The following is a 19,202-nucleotide window of genomic DNA, read 5'->3' as shown; positions in this document are numbered from 1 at the left end:
TCCAGCTATGAGTAGCGGACGTATCGTTCAAATCATCGGCGCCGTTATCGACGTGGAATTTCCACGCGACAGCGTACCGAGCATCTACAACGCTTTGAGTGTAAAAAGCGATGCAGGCACCACCCTGGAAGTTCAGCAGCAGCTGGGCGACGGCGTGGTACGTACCATTGCGATGGGTTCCACCGAGGGCTTGAAGCGCGGTCTGGAAGTCACCGACTCCGGCGCAGCCATCTCCGTACCAGTCGGTAAAGCGACCCTGGGCCGGATCATGGACGTTCTGGGCAACCCGATCGACGAAGCTGGCCCGATCGACACCGAAGAGCGCTGGGGCATTCACCGTCCTGCGCCAACCTTCGCTGAACAAGCGGGCGGCAACGACCTGCTGGAAACCGGCATCAAGGTTATCGACCTGGTATGCCCGTTCGCCAAGGGCGGTAAAGTAGGTCTGTTCGGTGGTGCCGGTGTAGGCAAAACCGTAAACATGATGGAACTGATCCGTAACATCGCCATCGAGCACAGCGGTTATTCCGTGTTCGCCGGTGTGGGTGAGCGTACTCGTGAGGGTAACGACTTCTACCACGAGATGAAGGATTCCAACGTTCTGGACAAAGTGGCACTGGTTTACGGTCAGATGAACGAGCCGCCGGGTAACCGTCTGCGCGTAGCACTGACCGGCCTGACCATGGCCGAGAAGTTCCGTGACGAAGGTAACGACGTCCTGCTGTTCGTCGACAACATCTATCGTTACACCCTGGCCGGTACTGAAGTATCCGCACTGCTGGGCCGTATGCCTTCCGCAGTAGGTTACCAGCCGACCCTGGCCGAAGAGATGGGTACTCTGCAAGAGCGTATCACTTCGACCAAAAACGGTTCGATCACCTCGATCCAAGCGGTATACGTACCTGCGGATGACTTGACTGACCCGTCGCCAGCGACCACTTTCGCCCACTTGGACGCCACCGTCGTTCTGTCCCGTGACATCGCTTCCCTGGGTATCTACCCAGCGGTCGATCCACTCGACTCGACTTCGCGCCAGCTGGATCCGAACGTAATCGGCCAGGACCACTACGACACCGCTCGCGGCGTACAGTATGTTCTGCAGCGTTACAAAGAACTGAAGGACATCATTGCGATCCTGGGTATGGACGAGCTGTCGGAAACCGACAAGCAGTTGGTAAACCGTGCTCGTAAGATCCAGCGTTTCTTGTCGCAGCCGTTCTTCGTGGCTGAAGTCTTCACCGGTGCTTCGGGTAAATACGTTTCCCTGAAAGACACCATTGCTGGCTTCAAAGGCATCCTCAACGGTGACTACGACCACCTGCCAGAACAAGCGTTCTACATGGTCGGCGGCATCGAAGAAGCGATCGAGAAAGCCAAGAAACTGTAATCCCGGCGCCCGGCAACGGGCGCTAATTTAGGTTGAGGCAATCAGATGGCTATGACAGTCCATTGCGATATCGTCAGCGCGGAAGGGGAAATCTTTTCCGGCCTGGTCGAGATGGTGATTGCGCACGGTGCACTGGGTGATCTTGGTATCGCCCTGGGTCACGCGCCGCTGATCACTAATCTCAAGCCGGGCCCGATCCGCCTGGTCAAGCAGGGCGGGGAAGAGGAGGTGTATTACATCTCCGGTGGTTTCCTCGAGGTTCAGCCGAACATGGTCAAGGTACTTGCCGATACTGTGCAACGTGCTGCCGACCTGGACGAAGCCTCCGCTCAGGAAGCCGTTAAGGCTGCCGAGAAGGCCTTGCATGAGCGGGGCGCGGAGTTCGATTACGGTTCCGCCGCCGCACGTCTGGCCGAGGCCGCAGCTCAGCTGCGCACCGTTCAGCAAATCCGCAAGAAGTTCGGCCACTAACAGGTCGATACTTTGTTGTGCGATTGATTAAAAAGGGTAGCCTCGGCTACCCTTTTTTCTTTTCCGATATTCATCACCTGGTCGCAGCCGCTGACCACCCAGGATTGGTAGCCAGTCATGTCTCTAGAAATCGTTATCCTCGCCGCAGGCCAAGGCACTCGCATGCGTTCGGCACTGCCGAAAGTACTGCACCCGATTGCCGGCAACTCCATGCTTGGCCATGTTATCCACACTGCACGGCAGCTGGACCCACAACGCATTCACGTAGTGATCGGTCATGGTGCCGACGCGGTACGTGAGCGTCTGGCGGCGGATGACCTGAATTTTGTCCTGCAGGACAAGCAACTGGGGACCGGTCACGCCGTTGCTCAAGCGGTGCCCTTCATCGAATCCGATACCGTGCTGATTCTGTACGGCGATGTTCCGTTGATCGAAGTTGAAACCCTGCAGCGTCTGCTGAAGAAAGTCGCGGCCAAACAGCTTGGCTTGCTCACTGTGGAACTGGACGACCCGACCGGATATGGCCGTATCGTTCGCGATGCCCAAGGTCAGGTGACAGCCATCGTTGAGCAAAAGGACGCCAACGAAACCCAGCGTGCAATCACTGAAGGCAACACCGGCATCCTGGCAATGCCTTTTGCGCAACTGAGTGGCTGGATGAGCCGGCTCTCCAATAACAACGCCCAAGGTGAGTATTACCTCACCGACGTGATTGCCATGGCAGTCAGCGATGGTTTGGTGGTGGCCACCGAACAAGCTCATGACGCCATGGAAGTGCAGGGCGCCAATGATCGCAAACAGCTGTCCGAGCTCGAGCGCCACTATCAACTTCGCGCCGGCCTTCGTTTGATGGCTCAGGGCGTAACGCTGCGCGACCCGGCGCGTTTTGATGTCCGCGGTGAAGTCACCGTCGGCCGCGACGTGCTGATCGACATCAACGTGATCCTCGAAGGCAACGTGGTCATTGAGGACGATGTGGTGATCGGCCCGAACTGCGTCATCAAGGACAGCACCTTGCGCAAAGGCGTAGTGATCAAGGCGAACAGCCACATCGATGGCGCGATCATGGGTGAAGGCAGCGATGCCGGCCCATTCGCTCGTTTGCGTCCGGGTAGCGTGCTCGAAGCTCGCGCGCATGTGGGTAACTTCGTTGAGCTCAAGAATGCTCATTTGGGCGAAGGCGCTAAAGCCGGTCACCTGTCCTATCTCGGTGATGCCGAGGTCGGTGCTCGAACCAACATCGGCGCCGGCACCATCACCTGCAACTACGATGGTGTGAATAAGTGGAAAACCGTATTGGGTGAAGACGTGTTCATTGGCTCCAACAATTCGCTGGTGGCGCCTGTGGATATCTCCAACGGTGCAACCACTGCGGCAGGTTCAACCATCACGCAGAATGTGGATAACGCACAATTGGCTGTGGGCAGAGCGCGCCAGAAAAATATCGACGGTTGGAAGCGTCCGGTAAAAATTCAGAAGAGCTGAGTTATCCACAGATCAGTTGGCGTCTGTAGATATCTATCGCGGGTAAGCCCTTGGTCCTACAAACAGAAGTCGTTCATTAAAGTTATGAACAACCTGTTTCTGTAGGAGCAAGGCTTACCCGCGATGCTTTTATCCACAGATTTTTTATCGCTCCCCGCTTGACGAAGTTTCGCCGATAGGTTTTGATTGCTTCCGTTATCTTTCGAATCGAAACTTACCAGCTCATGTCGAAGCGCAATACACCACAACGCCGCCACAACATCCTCGCCTTGCTCAATGAGCAGGGCGAAGTCAGTGTGGATGAGTTGGCCAAGCGCTTCGAAACTTCGGAAGTTACGATCCGCAAGGACCTGGCAGCACTTGAAAGCAATGGTCTGCTGCTTCGCCGATACGGTGGTGCGATTACCATGCCTCAAGAACTGGTCGCCGACATCGGCCAACCGATCTCGAAATACAAACAGGCCATCGCCCGCGCTGCAGTCACGCGAATCCGCGAACATGCGCGGATCATCATCGATAGCGGCAGCACGACCGCAGCGATGATTCCAGAACTCGGGCAACAGCCCGGTCTAGTCGTGATGACCAACTCCCTGCATGTCGCCACCGCATTGAGCGAACTGGAACATGAACCGGTGCTATTGATGACCGGTGGCACCTGGGACCCGCATTCCGAGTCCTTTCAAGGGCAGGTTGCCGAGCAGGTACTACGCTCTTACGACTTCGACCAGTTGTTCATCGGTGCCGATGGCATCGACCTGGTACGCGGTACAACCACCTTCAACGAATTGCTGGGACTCAGTCGAGTCATGGCTGATGTTGCTCGCGAAGTCGTGGTGATGGTTGAGGCCGACAAGATCGGCCGCAAGATTCCAAACCTGGAACTGCCATGGGGCAGTGTCCATACCCTTATTACCGATGATCGCTTGCCGCTAGAAGCACGCGATCAGATTCAGGCGCGCGGAATCACTTTGATCTGCGCTGCTGTCAGTCAGGAGAAATAGCATGTGTGGAATTGTCGGCGCAGTCGCAGAACGTAACATCACCGCCATCTTGCTCGAAGGCCTGAAACGCCTCGAGTACCGTGGTTATGACAGCGCCGGTGTAGCGGTCTACACCAATGACGAAAAGCTCGAGCGTATGCGTCGTCCGGGCAAAGTCAGCGAGCTGGAACTGGCCTTGGAAGAAGAGCCTCTGGTCGGTCGTCTCGGCATTGCCCACACCCGTTGGGCCACTCACGGCGCTCCATGCGAACGCAATGCTCACCCGCATTTCTCTGGCGATCTGGCGGTGGTGCATAACGGCATCATTGAAAACCACGAAGCGCTGCGTGCACAACTCAAAGCGCTGGGCTACGTGTTCACGTCGGACACTGACACTGAAGTCATCGCGCACCTGCTGAACCACAAACTCAAAGACCTGCCTGACCTGACCGTTGCGCTGAAAGCCACTGTCAAAGAACTGCACGGCGCTTATGGCCTGGCCGTAATCAGCGCGAAGCAGCCGGACCGTCTGGTCGCCGCCCGCAGTGGTAGCCCATTGGTCATTGGTTTGGGCATGGGCGAGAACTTCCTCGCCTCCGACCAATTGGCCCTGCGTCAGGTCACCGACCGCTTCATGTACCTGGAAGAAGGCGATATCGCCGACATTCGCCGCGATAGCGTGCAGATCTGGGATGTAAACGGTCAGGTTGTCGAGCGTGAAAGCGTCCAGTACCGCGACGGCGCCGAAGCCGCTGACAAAGGCGAATTCCGCCACTTCATGCTCAAGGAAATCCACGAGCAACCGGCTGTGGTGCAACGTACTCTTGAAGGTCGCCTAAGCCCGAACGGTGTGCTGGTACAGGCATTCGGTCCACAGGCTGCCGAGCTGTTCGCCAAAGTTCGCAACGTGCAAATCGTCGCCTGTGGCACCAGTTACCACGCCGGCATGGTTGCCCGTTACTGGCTGGAAGAGCTGGCCGGTATCCCGTGCCAGGTCGAAGTCGCCAGCGAATTCCGCTACCGCAAAGTGGTTGTGCAGCCGGACACCCTGTTCGTGACCATCTCCCAGTCCGGCGAAACCGCCGACACACTGGCAGCCCTGCGCAACGCCAAAGAACTGGGCTTCCTCGCCAGTCTGGCCATCTGCAACGTCGGCATCAGCTCGCTGGTGCGCGAGTCCGACCTGACCCTGTTGACCCAGGCCGGTCGCGAAATCGGCGTGGCCTCGACCAAAGCCTTTACCACCCAATTGGTCGGCCTGTTGTTGCTGACCCTGTCCTTGGGCCAGGTTCGCGGTACGTTGGGCGCAGGCGTCGAAGCCACCTTGGTCGAAGAGCTCCGTCGTCTGCCAACTCGCCTGGGTGAAGCCCTGGCCATGGACAGCACCGTGGAGAAAATCGCCGAATTGTTCGCCGAGAAGAACCACACACTGTTCCTGGGTCGTGGCGCGCAATTCCCGGTAGCAATGGAAGGGGCTCTCAAGCTCAAGGAAATTTCCTACATCCACGCAGAGGCCTACCCGGCCGGTGAGTTGAAACACGGCCCGTTAGCGCTTGTGGATAACGACATGCCAGTGGTGACCGTTGCACCGAACAACGAGCTGCTGGAAAAACTGAAGTCCAACCTTCAGGAAGTCCGCGCCCGTGGCGGCGAGCTGATCGTCTTCGCAGACGAGAAGGCCGGCATGACCAACGGAGAAGGCACCCACGTTGTGCACATGCCGCACATCCACGACATCCTGTCGCCAATCCTCTACACCATCCCTTTGCAGTTGCTGTCGTACTACGTCGCCGTGCTGAAAGGCACTGACGTTGACCAGCCACGCAACTTGGCGAAGTCGGTGACTGTGGAATAAGTTATCCACAATCTGGTTAACGCGCTGAAGATCGCATCCATCGGGCTCTTGTAGGAGTTGCCGAAGGCTGCGATCTTTTGCGTTTGAATCAGAGCAAACCTTCATGGACCGCTTTCAGGAAATGCAGGTCTTCGCCGCCGTCGCCCAAGCGCAAGGCTTCTCGGCAGCAGCGCGGCATTTGGGCATGTCTGCAGCCAGTGTGACTCGCGCGGTCGCCGCACTGGAAAAACGCATCGGTACTCAGTTGCTGACACGCACTACCCGCAGTGTTCACCTCAGCGAAGCGGGCCAGCGTTACCTGGAAGATTGTCGGAGAATTCTCACCGAAGTGCAGGAAGCCGAAGATTCGGCAGCAGGCAGTCATGCCCAACCCCGTGGGCAATTGACGGTTACAGCCCCCGTGCTGTTCGGCGACCTGTTCGTCACGCCGATCATGGTGGCGTACCTGAACCGGTTTCCAGAGGTCAGCGTTAATGCCCTGCTGGTTGATCGAATCGTCAGCATGGTCGAAGAGGGTGTTGATGTCGCGGTGCGCATTGGTGAGCTGGCCGACAGTAACCAGCATGCAATCCGAGTGGGAGAAGTTCGCCGGGTGATTTGCGCCTCACCGGCATTCCTCGAAGCTAACGGCCGTCCACTGCATCCGCAGGATCTTGCCCGGCTACCGGTGATAGCGACATCTGCAACGGGTCAGCAGCGACAGTGGCCCTTCCTCGATGGGGGCAATTCGCTCAGCGTTCGGCTGGAACCGCGGTTGATCGTCACGGCCAATCAGGCAGCAATCAGTGCAGCCTGTCTGGGGTTGGGGCTTACCCGGGTGTTGTCCTATCAGGTGGCAAGCCAGGTGGCGGCTGGTGAACTGGAAGTTGTCCTCGCCCAGTACGAGCTACCGCCATTGCCCATCCATGTGGTCTATCAGGGCGGACGTAAGGCGCCGGCGCGAATTCGCAGTTTCGTCGATTTTGCCGTGAATGAACTGCGCGACCATCCAGCCTTGCAGGACTAAATCATTATTTCACTGGCTGAAATAATGGTTTGCATTGGGTGGTTATTCTGTTGTTTTGGTGACTGAAGGAAGATGGCTGCCATCGGCGCTGAACTATCTACTGGCGCCTCTCCCTCGGAGACGACCATGCAACCGATCAAGCTCTATAACTTCCCACGTTCCGGCCATGCTCATCGTGCCGAATTGATGCTGTCCTTGCTACAGCTGCCCACCGAACTGATCTTCGTTGATCTGGCCAAGGGCGAGCACAAGCAGCCGGGATACCTCGCTCTCAACCCCTTCGGGCAAGTGCCAGTAATGGATGATCAGGGCGTGGTCCTGGCTGATTCCAACGCGATACTGGTGTATCTGGCGACGAAATACGGGGACGGTCGTTGGTTGCCAACCGATCCTGTAAAGGCAGCGAAGGTTCAGCGCTGGCTCTCGGTCGCCGCTGGGCAAATTGCTTTTGGTCCCGCCCGGGCTCGATTGATCACGGTGTTCGGTGCGCCATACAACGCGGAAGAAGCCATCACTCGCGCTCACGACCTGCTCAAGGTTATGGATCACGAACTGGCCGATACGCCCTGGCTTGCCGGGAGCGAACCTACAATCGCCGACGTCGCTGCCTACAGCTACATTGCCCATGCGCCTGAAGGCAATGTGTCCCTCGATGATTACGCCAACGTCCGCGCCTGGCTGGCCCGAGTCGAAGCCTTGCCCGGTTTTGTCGCTATGCCGCGCACCATCGCCGGTTTGCAAACCACTGCCTGATGCAGGGGAGAAGCCCATATGGACCGTTCACCCTGGCACGCTGGCGAAAGACAGTTGCAGGCTCACGTCGGTGTCGCCGAGCGCATGGAGGCGTTCGGGCGTAAGGTCATTCGTCGTGAGATGCCGGACCAGCACCGCATGTTCTATCAGCAACTGCCGTTCATGCTGTACGGCGCAGTCGATGCGCAAGGAAACCCTTGGGCCAGCATCCTTGAAGGGCCACCAGGTTTCGCGCGTTCACCTGCGCCAGGCACGTTGCATTTCGATAGCGTTCCGGTTCTCGATGACCCCGCGCAGTTAAAGCCTGGCGCCGCAATCGGCCTGCTGGGCATTGAACTGCACACCCGACGCCGTAACCGCATTAACGGGCGTATCGATGCCATGACGGGCGACGGCTTCGATGTCGCGGTCGACCAATCTTTCGGCAATTGCCCGCAGTACATCCAACTGCGGCAGTTTCGATCGGTGCCGATGGCGGACCCGGCGACGCTCACCGTTGAACATTTGAACGGTCTGGATGAAGCGGCAATGGCAATGATCGCCAACGCCGACACCTTCTTCGTTGCCAGTTACGTCGACGTCGATGGGGAGCGCTCGGTGGATGTTTCCCACCGCGGTGGCCAGGCTGGTTTCGTACAGGTACAGGGCAATCTTCTGACGATTCCGGATTTCGCCGGCAATCTGCACTTCAATACCCTGGGCAACCTGCTCCTCAATCCACGAGCCGGTTTGCTGTTCATCGACTTCAATTCGGGAGATCTGCTGCACCTCAGCGGTCGTACCGAAATCATTCTGGAAGGCCCGCAGGTCGAGGCGTTTCAAGGGGCTGAACGCCTGTGGACATTCGAGGTTGAGCGCGTTGTGCGCAGGCCCGCGGCGCTGGCTTTGCGCTGGCGTTTTGACGGTGTTTCACCCAACAGTTTGATGACCGGCACTTGGGAACAGGCTGCCGCAAGGCTGCAAGCCCAGGCGCTGGGCGATCGTTGGCGGCCAATGCGGGTGGTAAGGATCGAAGCGCAAAGCCACAACATCCGTTCGATCTATCTGGAACCCGCCGATGGTGCCGGGTTACCGGTGTTTCAGGCGGGGCAGCATTTGCCGTTGCGGTTCAATATCGACGGAGAAGTGCACATCCGCACCTACAGTCTTTCGAGCGCGCCGTCAGATGATTTCTTCCGCATCAGTGTGAAACGCGAAGGGCGGGTGTCCTCGCACCTGCATGAACAAGTGAACGTTGGCGATCTGTTGGAGGCTCGCACACCGCAGGGGCATTTCACGGTGGCGCCTCATGAACGTCGACCGCTGGTGCTATTGGCGGCCGGGGTAGGCATAACGCCGTTGCTGTCGATGTTGCGTGAGGTGGTCTATCAAGGCCTACGCACACGGCACATTCGGCCTACGTGGTTGTTCCAGAGTTCACGCACCTTGGCCGACCTGCCTTTTCGTGCCGAGCTGGATCAGCTGCTGGAAGGCGCCGGCGATGCAGTACGGGTACTGCGGGTGCTCAGCCAACCCGAGGCGGACGTGAAAGAGGGCGAAGATTTTGACCTGACGGGACGAATCGACACCGGCTTGATCAAAACCCTTCTCGAAGTGGAAGACTACGATCAGCTGGATTTTGTCCTCTGCGGTCCGGGCAGTTTTACCCAAGGTTTGTACGACAGCCTGCGCGATATGGACATTCGCGATGCCAGGATTCATGCCGAAACCTTCGGGCCCTCCACCTTGCGCCGTCAGCCCGACCCCGACGCATTGGTCATCGAGCAACCGCCGGCCGCGATCACTTCAGTTCCGGTGGTCTTCGAGCGCTCAGCCAAGGAAGCCCGCTGGCATCCTGACGGTGGCAGCCTGCTGGAGTTGGCGGAAAGTCGCGGGTTGCGCCCGGAATTCAGTTGCCGCGGTGGCTCATGCGGGACCTGCAAGACGCGGTTGATCAGCGGTCAGGTCAATTATCCACAGGTGCCTGCGGAGCTTCCGGATGACGGCGATGTGCTGATTTGTTGCGCCGTTCCTGCGCAAGGTTCGCAACCCTTGGTGCTCGACCTGTAACTCAATCAACGCAAATCTTCAAAATCAGGCATAGGCCATCGACTTCTCAGCCAACAACTCCTCATACAACGCCGCCCATTTACGGCCCATTTCGTCGGCCGTAAATAACTGCCGATAGCGGGCTTGCGCCTTCACGCCCATTTGCGCAGCCAGCGTCGGGTTTTCCCACAGCGTACGCATCGCTTCTCTAAAAGCTTGTGGATTACTGGGCGGCACCACGATCCCGGTTTCGTTGTTGATGTTGATGTAACTGGTGCCGGTGCCGATTTCACTGGAGATCATCGGCTTGCCAAACATCGCGCCTTCGAGCAGCGAGATACCAAAGGCTTCGGACCGCAGGTGCGACGGGAACACCACCGCGTAACTCAACTCCAGCAACGCCACTTTGTCTTCATCACCCAGGAACCCGAGGAAATGCAGATTCTTCAAACCGAGCGCTTTGGCCTGGGCGTGGAGTTCTTTTTCCAGAGGGCCTGCGCCCACGATCACCACGGGATAATTCAGCCCCTGCATGGCGTCGAGCAGGATGTGCAGCCCTTTGTAGTAGCGCATCACGCCCACAAAGAGAAAGAACTTGTCACCCAATTGTTTGCGCCAGCGTTCGGTGCGCGCGGTATCGGGCTGTGGATAACCTGCCTTGTTCAGGCCGTAGGTGATGACCCGGGTCTTTTCGCGGTAGTCCTTGAGTACATCACTGGTGTGAAAGTAGTTGGGGGAGGCCGCGACAATTCGATCAGCGCTGTCCAGGAATCGACGCATCAACGGACGATAAAGCGTGAGCAGATGGCGTTGGCGAATGATGTCGGAGTGATAACTCACCACGCAGGGCTTTTTGGTGGCGCTTACAAAATGCACCAGGTCCATAAAGGGCCAAGGGAAGTGATAGTTGATTACGTCGGCTTCTGCCGCCAACTCGCGGAACTGCTTGAACACGCTGTAGGAGAAACCGGTGGAGGCCAGTTGAAAATCCATCTTCGCCTGGTGAACCTGGTGCTCGCGTATCTGTATAACGCCCGGCGCCGGGTTGTTGCTCAACGTCAGTACCGTGCTCTCCACACCGTGGCGAGCGCCACTTTCGCTCATCTGGAAGATGACTTGTTCGATGCCGCCCATGGAGTCGGGCAAGTAGGTTTTGTAAAAGTGCAGAACACGCATATCAGTCTCCCATAGCCTGGCGGTAAGCGCGGGCCGTGACCTTCGCGCAACGCTCCCAGGAAAAAAGCTTGGCTCTTTGCAAACCCGCCTCGCGACAGGCTTGCCAATGCGCCGGGTCATCGATTAACAGGGTCATGGCATCGCGCAAGGTGTCCGGGTCGTCCGGTTCTATGTAATTGCCGGCGTCTGCGGCGACTTCCGGCATCGCCGAATGGCGAGTCAGAATCACCGGCGTGCCGCTGGCCATGGCTTCCAGCACCGGCAGGCCGAACCCTTCGTACAGGGAAGGGAAGACCAGTGCCCGGGCGCCGGCCAACAGCTGCGCCAGATCCTCATCGGGCAAGTAGCCGAGCAAGCACACCTGGCCAGCGGCGAGGGATGCACGCAGCTCGTCATTGAATTGATCGCGCTGCCAGCCGGCCATTCCAGCGATCAGCAACGGGAAACGCTGGCGCACGGTTTCCGGAAGTCGGGCGTGGGCGCGCAGGGCCAGTGTCAGGTTCTTACGGGGCTCCAGCGTGCCGACGCACAGAAAGTATTCCCGCGCCTCGACGCCATGGGCCTTGAGTACTTGATTGATGGCTTCGGGCGCTCTTGGCCGAAACCGTGCCGCCACGCCCAGCGGTGCGACCACAAAGCGTTCTGCCGGCAGTCCGAAACAGGCTTGCGCCTCGTCGGCGACGTACTGCGAGTCCGTCAGAATCAGCCTGGCCCGCTGTACGCCATCGGTCAGCCGTCGTTCGATTTCTCGAAGACGTGCCGGTGGCTGGGTGTCGGGATAATGCAGGTGCGTCAGGTCATGCAGCGTGATGACCGTCGGACCATTGAACGCCAGCGGCCACAGGCTCGGCTCGTGATAAAGGTCGATGCCCTGCGTTTGATTTTGGTCGAAACGCCTCTGTTCCAGCCACCGTCGCGCCTGGTATGCCCCAGGAATTTGTCGCAGCAGCGGCGTCAGGCGCGAGTAACCCGGCATCGCCGCTTCGGGCAACACTGAACTCCAGCCCCAGCCATGAAACAGCGCCAGTTCGACATCCGGCTCATGGGCGAGGGCGCTCACCAGCTCGGCGACGTAATGGCCGATGCCGGTGCGCGGGGCCTGCAGGATGCGGGCGTTAAGGGCAATTCGCATGCTGGCTCTCAAGCACTTTCGCTTCGGTGTGCAGGTTACGTTCGATGCGCTCGACCAGTTGTGCACTCGCTTCACGCCAGCTCAGCCACCGCCAGTTTTCAAGGCTGAGGGCCGCAGGAAACTCGCCGCTGCGCTCCATGCCGGTCACCAGGTCCGCGAGGCTTTGCGGGTCGGCGAGATTGAAGTACGCCATGTAGTCGCCGCCGATCTCGCGAAACACCGGAATGTCGCTGGCCATGGCTGGCAGACCTCGTTGCATGGCCTCCACCAGCGGCAACCCGAAGCCTTCGACGTAGGACGGGAACACCAGCGACGTCGCGTGGGAATAGGCGTGCTCCAGGCTCTTGTCCGACAGCCCGTTGAACATGAACAAGCGGCGGTTCAATTCGGGATGCTGGCGAATGCGATCGACCAGGGCCTCGCACTTCCAGCCAATCTTCCCGACGATGCATAACCGTGCCTTGGACCCTGCGGCCCAGGCACGCTCGAACGCGTCCAGCAGGTAGGCATGATTTTTACGCGGCTCGATGGTGCTGACCATCAGGAACACCGGCTCGCGTGTCTTGAACATGTTCAGCAAGCCTTGATCGACGGCCGAGTGGGCGTCGCTCAGGTCGAGTTCGGAGCCGAGGTGGAAGTAATCAAACCAGCGTTGCTCGACCTGCGCCGCGCCGATCCGGCGGACCATTTCCTGGCGCACCTGATCGCGGATCGTGGTTGAGATCGCCACATAGCCATCGGCGGTGCGGGCGATCCAGTCGAACCATTCATTGAACACCTTCACCAGCCCGGCATCGCAGAACTGCGGATGGGTCAGGGGAATCAGGTCGTAAATCACCGAAACGATGCCGACCCCGTCGCGCTTGAGCTGCTCGGCCAAGGGAAAGAAATTGGCGTGCCAGGACGAATCCAGCAGCACCAGCTGATCACCGGCACGGTGCTGCAACGGCACGCAGCGCTCAGGGATTTTTTGGCCTCTGAGCGCCCGGTTGAGAAGACGTATCGGCAGGCTCAAGCACGCAAATGCGGCGAGGCGGCAACCCACATAAAGCACCCGACGGGCAAGACGCGATTCACTGAAGGGGCGACGTCTTTCGAGGGTGCGGTGGCGCAGCCAGAACAGATTGGCCATCTGCTCGAGCTTCACCCGCAGCGCCATCAAGTCCATCTTCGGCGACTTCAACGGCGCCAGGCTTTTTACCTCGAACAGCGAGCCATTGATCATCACGACCGGGATGCACTCGCGCCGGGCGTCTGCCGCTGGCAATTGCTGAATCACATTGCGCACGACCCGCTGAATGCCCGAGTTGGCATCAGGGTGTTCAAAGACGTAGGTGCACTCCACCAACAGTCGGGTCATTGCAGCACCTCTGAATCACTTTCGATGACCTTGTCGCTGGAGCGGGTGACGCTGGTCTGCGCTTCCAGCCACGAGCAGCCGACGAAGTCTTCCTGGCGATTGTTGATCACGTGGAACACCAGCCCGTAGTCGCGCCATTCAAAATTGCGGTCCAGGTGCGAGTCCAGTCGCGACAGGCTCAAGGCCACCGAGTAATTACCCTTGCCCAGGCGCATGTCGAAGGCAAAACGGTAGGTCACACGCTCGCCCGCTTTCAGGTCGGTGAGCGCCTTGTCCACACGATGGGTATTGATGCCGTACATGGGTTGGCCGAGGCGGTCCTTGATCATGAAGCCGAGGATCAGCCGCTCGATGTCCTGGCGGACTTCGACCTGCACCTCCAGCACCATCGCGTGTCCGACTTCCGCCACTTCCACCGAGCGGCCCTGCGGGTCGAGCAGGCGCACGCTGAGGATGCCGGCTTCACCCGTGCCTGAAATGGTTTGCACCTGCCCGTTGGCGAGCATCTCCTGACGCACCGTCTGACCCTCGCGCTGGGCCAGCATGGCGTTGTAATAGTCCATCACTTCTTCGGGCTTGCCGCGCATGGCCATGCGGCCGTTTTCCAGGAGGATGGCGGTGTCGCAGATCGACTGGATCGCCGAGCGGTCGTGGGACACGATCAGCAACGTGGTGCCGGCCTTGCGGAAGTTGCGGATGCGATCGAAGCTTTTGTGCTGGAAGTAGGCGTCGCCCACGGACAGCGCCTCGTCGACGATCAGGATGTCCGGGCGCCGTGCCGTGGCCACGCTAAAGGCGAGGCGCATCTGCATGCCGCTGGAGTAGGTGCGAACCTGATGGTCCATGGCTTCGCCGATCTCAGCAAAGCTTTCGATTTCCGGCATCAGCGCTTCGATTTCTTCCACCTGCATGCCGAGCAACTGGCCGGCCATGAAGGTGTTCTGGCGTCCGGTGAAATCGGGGTGAAACCCCATGCCCAGCTCCAGCAGCGCTGCGACTCGACCCTTCAACTGGATCTCCCCGCAGGTCGGCTGGGTGGTGCCGGTAATCATCTTCAGCAAGGTACTTTTGCCCGCGCCGTTAACGCCAACGATGCCCACCGCCTCGCCGGGCTGGATCTCGAAATCGACGCCCTGCAGAACCCAGTGCAAGTGATGGCGGGTGCGGGAAAACGGCACCATCCATTCGAACAACCGGCTCCAGCGATTCGGGTATTGCTTGTAGGCCTTGCCCAGGCCACTGACGCGTATATGTCCCATCAGAGCTCATCCACCATTTCACCAACACGCTGGCGGAAAAGCCGCAGCCCCATCACACAGAACAACAGCCCGATGACCAGCAGCGGGATCAGCGAGTTCCAGTTTGGCCATTGGTTGTAGAGGAACAGGTTCTGATAGCTGTTCATCAGGGCCGTCATCGGGTTCAACCCGATCAAGCGCTGGATGCCCGGTGGCAGGATCGACAATGGATAAACGATCGGTGTCAGCCAGAACCAGAACTGCAGGCAGATGCCGAAGAACTGCCCGACATCGCGGAAGAACACGTTGAGCACACCCAGAATCATCCCCAGTCCCGCCGCGAACATCACCTGCAGAATCAGCAGTGGCACCAGCGCCAGCAACGCCATGCCGGGCAGTCGTCCGCTGATCAGCAGAAAGCCGAGAAACAGACCCAGGATGATCGCGAAATTGATCCCGGCATTCATCAACACGATCACCGGCAGGCAGATGCGCGGGAAGCTGATTTTCTTCAGCAGGTTGGCGTTTTCCAGAAACATGCTCTGGCTGCGCGTGGTGATCTCGGCGAACAGGCCCCAGGTCAGCAAGCCGGCGCACAGGTAGACGCTGTAGGCCAACCCGTCATCCACACCTGGCAACCGGGCGCGCATGATGGTGGAAAAGATCACCGTGTAGACCACGATCATCGACAGCGGGTTGAGCACGGTCCACAAGGCACCGAACAGGGAGTTGCGATACCGCGCCTGAAACTCTCTTTTGACGCTGCCGAGGATAAATCCCCGGTAACTCCACAACGATTGGTAAAGATTACGCAGCATTCATACCGTCCGGCCGTATTGATCTTCGAAGCGGACGATGTCGTCCTCTCCCAGGTATTCGCCGCTTTGCACTTCGATGATCACCAGGTCGATCACGCCAGGGTTTTCCAGGCGATGCTTGTGACCCGCGGCAATAAACGTCGATTCGTTCTTGGCCACCAGATGGGTGCCGGTGCCGTTGTTGGTGACCTTGGCCATGCCTTCGACCACCACCCAGTGTTCATTGCGGTGATGGTGCATTTGCAATGACAGCTTGGCGCCAGGCTTGACCACGATCCGCTTGATCTTGAAGCGCGGGCCTTCCTCGAGCACGGTGTAAGTGCCCCATGGCCGGCTGACCGTACGGTGCAGCCGATAGGCTTCGTGCTTTTTATCCTTGAGCTGCTTGGCCACCCGGCGCACATCCTGGGCACGGTCGGCGTGGGCGACCAGAACCGCGTCGGCGGTGTCGATGATGATCAGGTTTTCCACACCCACCGCCGCCACCAACCGGTCTTCGCTCTGGACGAAATTGTTGTGGCTGTCGATGAAAATGGCTTCGCCGGCGGCGCGGTTATTTTGCGCATCAGCCGGTACCAGCGCGGCGACGGCGCCCCAGGAGCCAATGTCGCTCCAGTCGAAACGGGCGGGCACCACGACCACTTTCTCGGAGCGCTCCATCAACGCGTAGTCGATGGAAATATCCATGATTTCGGCGAACAGCGTGGGCGACAGTTCCTGTTGCAGGCTTGAGCTGGTTTCCACCGGCACGCTGGCGGCCATGCAGGTTTTTGTCTGTTCCAGCAGCGCGGGGGCGTGGATCTCGAGTTCAGCAAGCAGGGTGGCGACCGAGAAGCAGAACATCCCGGAGTTCCACAGGAAGTTGCCGCTTTCAAGATAATGCGTTGCGGTTTGCAGGTCCGGTTTCTCGACGAAGCGCTGCACGGTGGCCGCGCCTTTTTCGTCCAGCCTCGTGCCGGTCTCGATGTAGCCAAAACCGGTTTCCGGAGCGGTCGGCACCACGCCAAACGTCACCAGATGTCCGGAGCTGGCCAGCGCCACGGCATGTTCGACGGCAAGCTTGAAGGCTTCCTCATCGACGATCAGGTGGTCGGCGGGCATGACCAGCATGATCGCTTCGTCACCGTGCAGCGCCTGCAGGGAGAGGGCGGCCGCGGCGATGGCCGGGGCAGTGTTGCGGCCTGTGGGTTCGAGCAGAAAGTGCCCGCGATGCCGGCCGAGTTGGGCATCCTGATAGTGATCCTTGGTCTGGAAGTAATAGTCGCGGTTGGTCACCGTGACGATATCGCCCCAGCCGTCGAGCAGGCTGGCTGCGCGCCGATAGGTCTTGCCCAGCAAGGATTGGCCGTCGGGCAGTGTCATGAAGGGCTTGGGATGGCCCTCACGAGAGACTGGCCACAGCCGGGTACCTGCACCGCCGGAAAGAATCACGGGTATCAGCATGGCCTACTCCTTGGCGACGCGTTTCATGTCCGCATCCATCATCATGCGGATCAAGGTATCCAGGTCGGTTTTTGGTTTCCAGCCCAGCACACGCTGCGCTTTGGCTGGATTACCAAGCAGTACTTCGACTTCGGCCGGGCGGAAGAACGCCGGGTCGATTTTCACGAAGTCACGGTAGTTCAAGTCGACGTGTTCGAAAGCGATCCGACACATTTCACGCACGGTCGTGGTCACGCCGGTGGCGACCACGAAGTCATCGGGCTTGTCCTGCTGCAGCATCAGCCACATGGCTTCGACGTAATCGCCGGCAAAACCCCAGTCGCGCTTGGCGTCGATGTTGCCCAGGCTCAGTTCGTGCTGCTTGCCCTGCTTGATGCGGGCGGCGGCGTCGGTGACCTTGCGGGTGACGAACTCGATGCCGCGCAGTGGCGACTCGTGGTTGAACAGGATGCCGCTGCTGGCGTGCAGGTTGAAGCTCTCGCGGTAGTTCACCGTGATCCAGTGGCCGTACAGCTTGGCAACGCCGTAAGGACTGCGAGGGTAGAACGGTGTGTTTTCGTCCTGCCGTTCTGCCTGGATCAGGCCGAACATTTCGCTGGTGGAGGCTTGATAGAAACGTGTGTGCGGGCTGAACTGGCGGATCGCTTCAAGCAGATGGGTGACACCCAAACCATCGACGATGCCGGTGGTGACGGGTTGATCCCAGGAGGCGGCGACAAAGCTCTGCGCTGCCAGGTTGTACACCTCGTCCGGGGCCGACTTGATAACCGCGCGCTGCACCGAACAGGCATCGGCCATGTCACCGTCCAGGTAAACGATATCGGCCTCGACCCCCATCTCACGCAAACGCCAGCGCGAATCGCTGCTGCGACGCGCTACCAGGCCATGGACTTTATATCCTTTGTCCAGCAGCAGTTTGGCCAGATAAGCGCCATCCTGGCCGGTGATCCCTGTGATCAGTGCACTTTTTGTCATTCTTGTCTTACCCGTTTCTCCCAGTCGGACAGGATCGCCCGCAGGGTTTGTTGTGTTGTGATTTCAGGTGTCCAGCCTGTGGTCTGGACGAGCCTGGCAGGGCTGCCGCACACCCGACGCTGATCCGCGCGGCGTAGTCGTGCAGGGTCTTGAATCAGTTGAATGTCGACCTGGGCAAGGTCGCCCAATTGTTCGATCAAGCTGCGGATGCTTTGCTCACGGCCCGAGCAAATGTTGTAGACCTGCCCCGGAGTGCCTTTTTCCAGCAGCGCCAGGTAGGCCGACACCACATCGCTCACGTCGAGAAAATCGCGGGTGACGTCGATGTCGCCGACTTCCAGTTGCGGGGCTTGCAGGCCTTGCTTGATCCGGCTGATCTGGCGCGCGGCGCTGGCAATGACGAAGCTGTCTTTCTGGCCTGTCCCGATGTGGTTGAACGGGCGGGCGACCAGTACCGGCCAGCCTTCACTCAAGCCCCATTGCAGGCTCAGGAATTCCGCCGACAGTTTGCTCACGGCATAAGGGTTGCGCGGGCAGGGCGGTTGCAGTTCGGTGATGGGCAGTTGGTTTTCGCTGACCTGGCCGTACACGTCACCGGAGCTGACGTACAGAAACGTGCCGGTGAAGCCTCGGGCCTTGAGGCCTTGGAGCAGGTTGAGCGTGCCCAGCAGGTTGATGTTCAGCGTGCGTGCAGGATCACGAAACGCTTCGGGAACGAAGGTCTGTCCGGCGAGGTGAATGACCGCATCGGGCATTTGCGGCCACAAGCCTTCGAGGCTTGTCGGCTCGCTGAGATCGTATCGGCAAGGGACGGACAGAAGCTCCCAATCCGAGGTATTCGCCAGCAGACGCGATTGGATGTGTTGTCCTACGAATCCAGTCAGACCCGTAACGAACAGACGCTTTTTCAAACAGCAGCCCCTTGGTCATACATTTCGGCCATTCCCCATTGGCTATGCGGAGATGTCTGAAGGATCGTGTGGCTTCCTTGGTCCAAAGACAGGCGAAATGATTTGTTGTAGTTGTTTGGTAGCCAATCTGTGCCAATTGCGCGGCAATTTCAACAAGTCCATCCGTGACCGGTCAGTTCTCGTT

16 protein-coding genes are annotated in these 19,202 nt (G+C 59.0%); 8 read left to right on the top strand and 8 right to left on the bottom strand.

What is annotated here, in order from left to right; genetic code table 11:
- The first annotated feature begins 7 nt into the window (after positions 1–7).
- The 8 genes from atpD to GBC55_RS02580 all read left to right on the top strand — a co-directional run bounded on the left by atpD (position 8) and on the right by GBC55_RS02580 (position 9,986).
- The gene (atpD, locus tag GBC55_RS02615; RefSeq protein ID WP_150630634.1) at positions 8–1,387 is read left to right on the top strand and encodes a F0F1 ATP synthase subunit beta; all 1,380 of its coding nucleotides are present in this window, start codon (positions 8–10) and stop codon (positions 1,385–1,387) included.
- A 45-nt stretch (positions 1,388–1,432) separates the two neighbouring features.
- Positions 1,433–1,858 carry a F0F1 ATP synthase subunit epsilon gene (locus tag GBC55_RS02610; RefSeq protein WP_007969909.1) on the top strand — a complete coding sequence of 142 codons (426 nt, stop codon included), beginning with the start codon at positions 1,433–1,435 and terminating at the stop codon, positions 1,856–1,858.
- 117 nt (positions 1,859–1,975) lie between these two features.
- On the top strand, positions 1,976–3,343 hold the full coding sequence (gene glmU, locus GBC55_RS02605) for a bifunctional UDP-N-acetylglucosamine diphosphorylase/glucosamine-1-phosphate N-acetyltransferase GlmU (RefSeq protein WP_162437615.1): 1,368 nt from the start codon (positions 1,976–1,978) through the stop codon (positions 3,341–3,343).
- A gap of 224 nt (positions 3,344–3,567) precedes the next feature.
- On the top strand, positions 3,568–4,344 hold the full coding sequence (locus GBC55_RS02600; protein ID WP_162437616.1) for a DeoR family transcriptional regulator: 777 nt from the start codon (positions 3,568–3,570) through the stop codon (positions 4,342–4,344).
- Between the two features lies 1 nt (position 4,345).
- Positions 4,346–6,178 (top strand): glutamine--fructose-6-phosphate transaminase (isomerizing), encoded by a 1,833-nt coding sequence (gene glmS / locus GBC55_RS02595; RefSeq protein ID WP_162437617.1) that lies wholly within the window; start codon positions 4,346–4,348, stop codon positions 6,176–6,178.
- A gap of 103 nt (positions 6,179–6,281) precedes the next feature.
- Positions 6,282–7,184: a LysR family transcriptional regulator gene (locus GBC55_RS02590; protein WP_162437618.1), complete on the top strand. Its 903-nt coding sequence runs from the start codon at positions 6,282–6,284 to the stop codon at positions 7,182–7,184.
- A gap of 126 nt (positions 7,185–7,310) precedes the next feature.
- Entirely contained in the window at positions 7,311–7,937 is a 627-nt protein-coding gene (locus GBC55_RS02585) for a glutathione S-transferase (protein ID WP_162437619.1), read from the top strand.
- An 18-nt stretch (positions 7,938–7,955) separates the two neighbouring features.
- Positions 7,956–9,986, top strand: a complete 2,031-nt coding sequence (locus tag GBC55_RS02580) for a pyridoxamine 5'-phosphate oxidase family protein (protein WP_162437620.1) — start codon at positions 7,956–7,958, stop codon at positions 9,984–9,986.
- A 24-nt stretch (positions 9,987–10,010) separates the two neighbouring features.
- Here GBC55_RS02580 and GBC55_RS02575 read toward each other — a convergent pair whose 3' ends face one another.
- The 8 genes from GBC55_RS02575 to GBC55_RS02540 are packed head-to-tail and all read right to left on the bottom strand — an operon-like array spanning position 10,011 to position 19,018.
- Positions 10,011–11,141 (bottom strand): glycosyltransferase family 4 protein, encoded by a 1,131-nt coding sequence (locus tag GBC55_RS02575; RefSeq protein WP_162437621.1) that lies wholly within the window; start codon positions 11,139–11,141, stop codon positions 10,011–10,013.
- A gap of 1 nt (position 11,142) precedes the next feature.
- The gene (locus tag GBC55_RS02570) at positions 11,143–12,273 is read right to left on the bottom strand and encodes a glycosyltransferase family 1 protein (protein WP_162437622.1); all 1,131 of its coding nucleotides are present in this window, start codon (positions 12,271–12,273) and stop codon (positions 11,143–11,145) included.
- Entirely contained in the window at positions 12,257–13,633 is a 1,377-nt protein-coding gene (locus GBC55_RS02565; protein WP_162437623.1) for a glycosyltransferase family 1 protein, read from the bottom strand. Before GBC55_RS02565 ends, GBC55_RS02570 begins: the two co-directional genes overlap by 17 nt.
- Entirely contained in the window at positions 13,630–14,892 is a 1,263-nt protein-coding gene (locus GBC55_RS02560; protein WP_162437624.1) for an ABC transporter ATP-binding protein, read from the bottom strand. The genes GBC55_RS02565 and GBC55_RS02560 overlap by 4 nt, the downstream gene beginning before the upstream one ends.
- Complete coding sequence (locus GBC55_RS02555; protein ID WP_162437625.1) at positions 14,892–15,689, bottom strand: ABC transporter permease; 798 nt, start codon at positions 15,687–15,689, stop codon at positions 14,892–14,894. Before GBC55_RS02555 ends, GBC55_RS02560 begins: the two co-directional genes overlap by 1 nt.
- A complete protein-coding gene (locus GBC55_RS02550) occupies positions 15,690–17,132 on the bottom strand; it encodes a mannose-1-phosphate guanylyltransferase/mannose-6-phosphate isomerase (protein ID WP_162437626.1) in 1,443 nt (480 codons plus the stop codon).
- A 3-nt stretch (positions 17,133–17,135) separates the two neighbouring features.
- On the bottom strand, positions 17,136–18,107 hold the full coding sequence (gmd, locus tag GBC55_RS02545; RefSeq protein ID WP_162437627.1) for a GDP-mannose 4,6-dehydratase: 972 nt from the start codon (positions 18,105–18,107) through the stop codon (positions 17,136–17,138).
- Positions 18,104–19,018, bottom strand: coding sequence for a GDP-mannose 4,6-dehydratase (locus tag GBC55_RS02540; protein ID WP_162437628.1), 915 nt, complete (start codon positions 19,016–19,018; stop codon positions 18,104–18,106). The genes gmd and GBC55_RS02540 overlap by 4 nt, the downstream gene beginning before the upstream one ends.
- Between the last annotated feature and the right edge of the window lie 184 nt (positions 19,019–19,202).

It is taken from the genome of Pseudomonas sp. TNT3, from assembly GCF_010095445.2.
Classification (GTDB): Bacteria; Pseudomonadota; Gammaproteobacteria; order Pseudomonadales; family Pseudomonadaceae; genus Aquipseudomonas.
This window is presented reverse-complemented; position numbering and strand designations above follow the sequence as displayed.

Bases quoted from the DNA above. Each gene is read 5' to 3' on its own strand.
- GBC55_RS02585 (WP_162437619.1), top strand. From the start codon at position 7,311: ATGCAACCGATCAAGCTCTATAACTTCCCACGTTCCGGCCATGCTCAT.
- glmU (WP_162437615.1), top strand. From the start codon at position 1,976: ATGTCTCTAGAAATCGTTATCCTCGCCGCAGGCCAAGGCACTCGCATG.
- GBC55_RS02610 (WP_007969909.1), top strand. From the start codon at position 1,433: ATGGCTATGACAGTCCATTGCGATATCGTCAGCGCGGAAGGGGAAATC.
- GBC55_RS02560 (WP_162437624.1), bottom strand. From the start codon at position 14,892: ATGGGACATATACGCGTCAGTGGCCTGGGCAAGGCCTACAAGCAATAC.
- gmd (WP_162437627.1), bottom strand. From the start codon at position 18,107: ATGACAAAAAGTGCACTGATCACAGGGATCACCGGCCAGGATGGCGCT.
- GBC55_RS02580 (WP_162437620.1), top strand. From the start codon at position 7,956: ATGGACCGTTCACCCTGGCACGCTGGCGAAAGACAGTTGCAGGCTCAC.
- atpD (WP_150630634.1), top strand. From the start codon at position 8: ATGAGTAGCGGACGTATCGTTCAAATCATCGGCGCCGTTATCGACGTG.
- GBC55_RS02570 (WP_162437622.1), bottom strand. From the start codon at position 12,273: ATGCGAATTGCCCTTAACGCCCGCATCCTGCAGGCCCCGCGCACCGGC.
- GBC55_RS02565 (WP_162437623.1), bottom strand. From the start codon at position 13,633: ATGACCCGACTGTTGGTGGAGTGCACCTACGTCTTTGAACACCCTGAT.
- GBC55_RS02575 (WP_162437621.1), bottom strand. From the start codon at position 11,141: ATGCGTGTTCTGCACTTTTACAAAACCTACTTGCCCGACTCCATGGGC.
- GBC55_RS02550 (WP_162437626.1), bottom strand. From the start codon at position 17,132: ATGCTGATACCCGTGATTCTTTCCGGCGGTGCAGGTACCCGGCTGTGG.
- GBC55_RS02555 (WP_162437625.1), bottom strand. From the start codon at position 15,689: ATGCTGCGTAATCTTTACCAATCGTTGTGGAGTTACCGGGGATTTATC.
- GBC55_RS02600 (WP_162437616.1), top strand. From the start codon at position 3,568: ATGTCGAAGCGCAATACACCACAACGCCGCCACAACATCCTCGCCTTG.
- glmS (WP_162437617.1), top strand. From the start codon at position 4,346: ATGTGTGGAATTGTCGGCGCAGTCGCAGAACGTAACATCACCGCCATC.
- GBC55_RS02590 (WP_162437618.1), top strand. From the start codon at position 6,282: ATGGACCGCTTTCAGGAAATGCAGGTCTTCGCCGCCGTCGCCCAAGCG.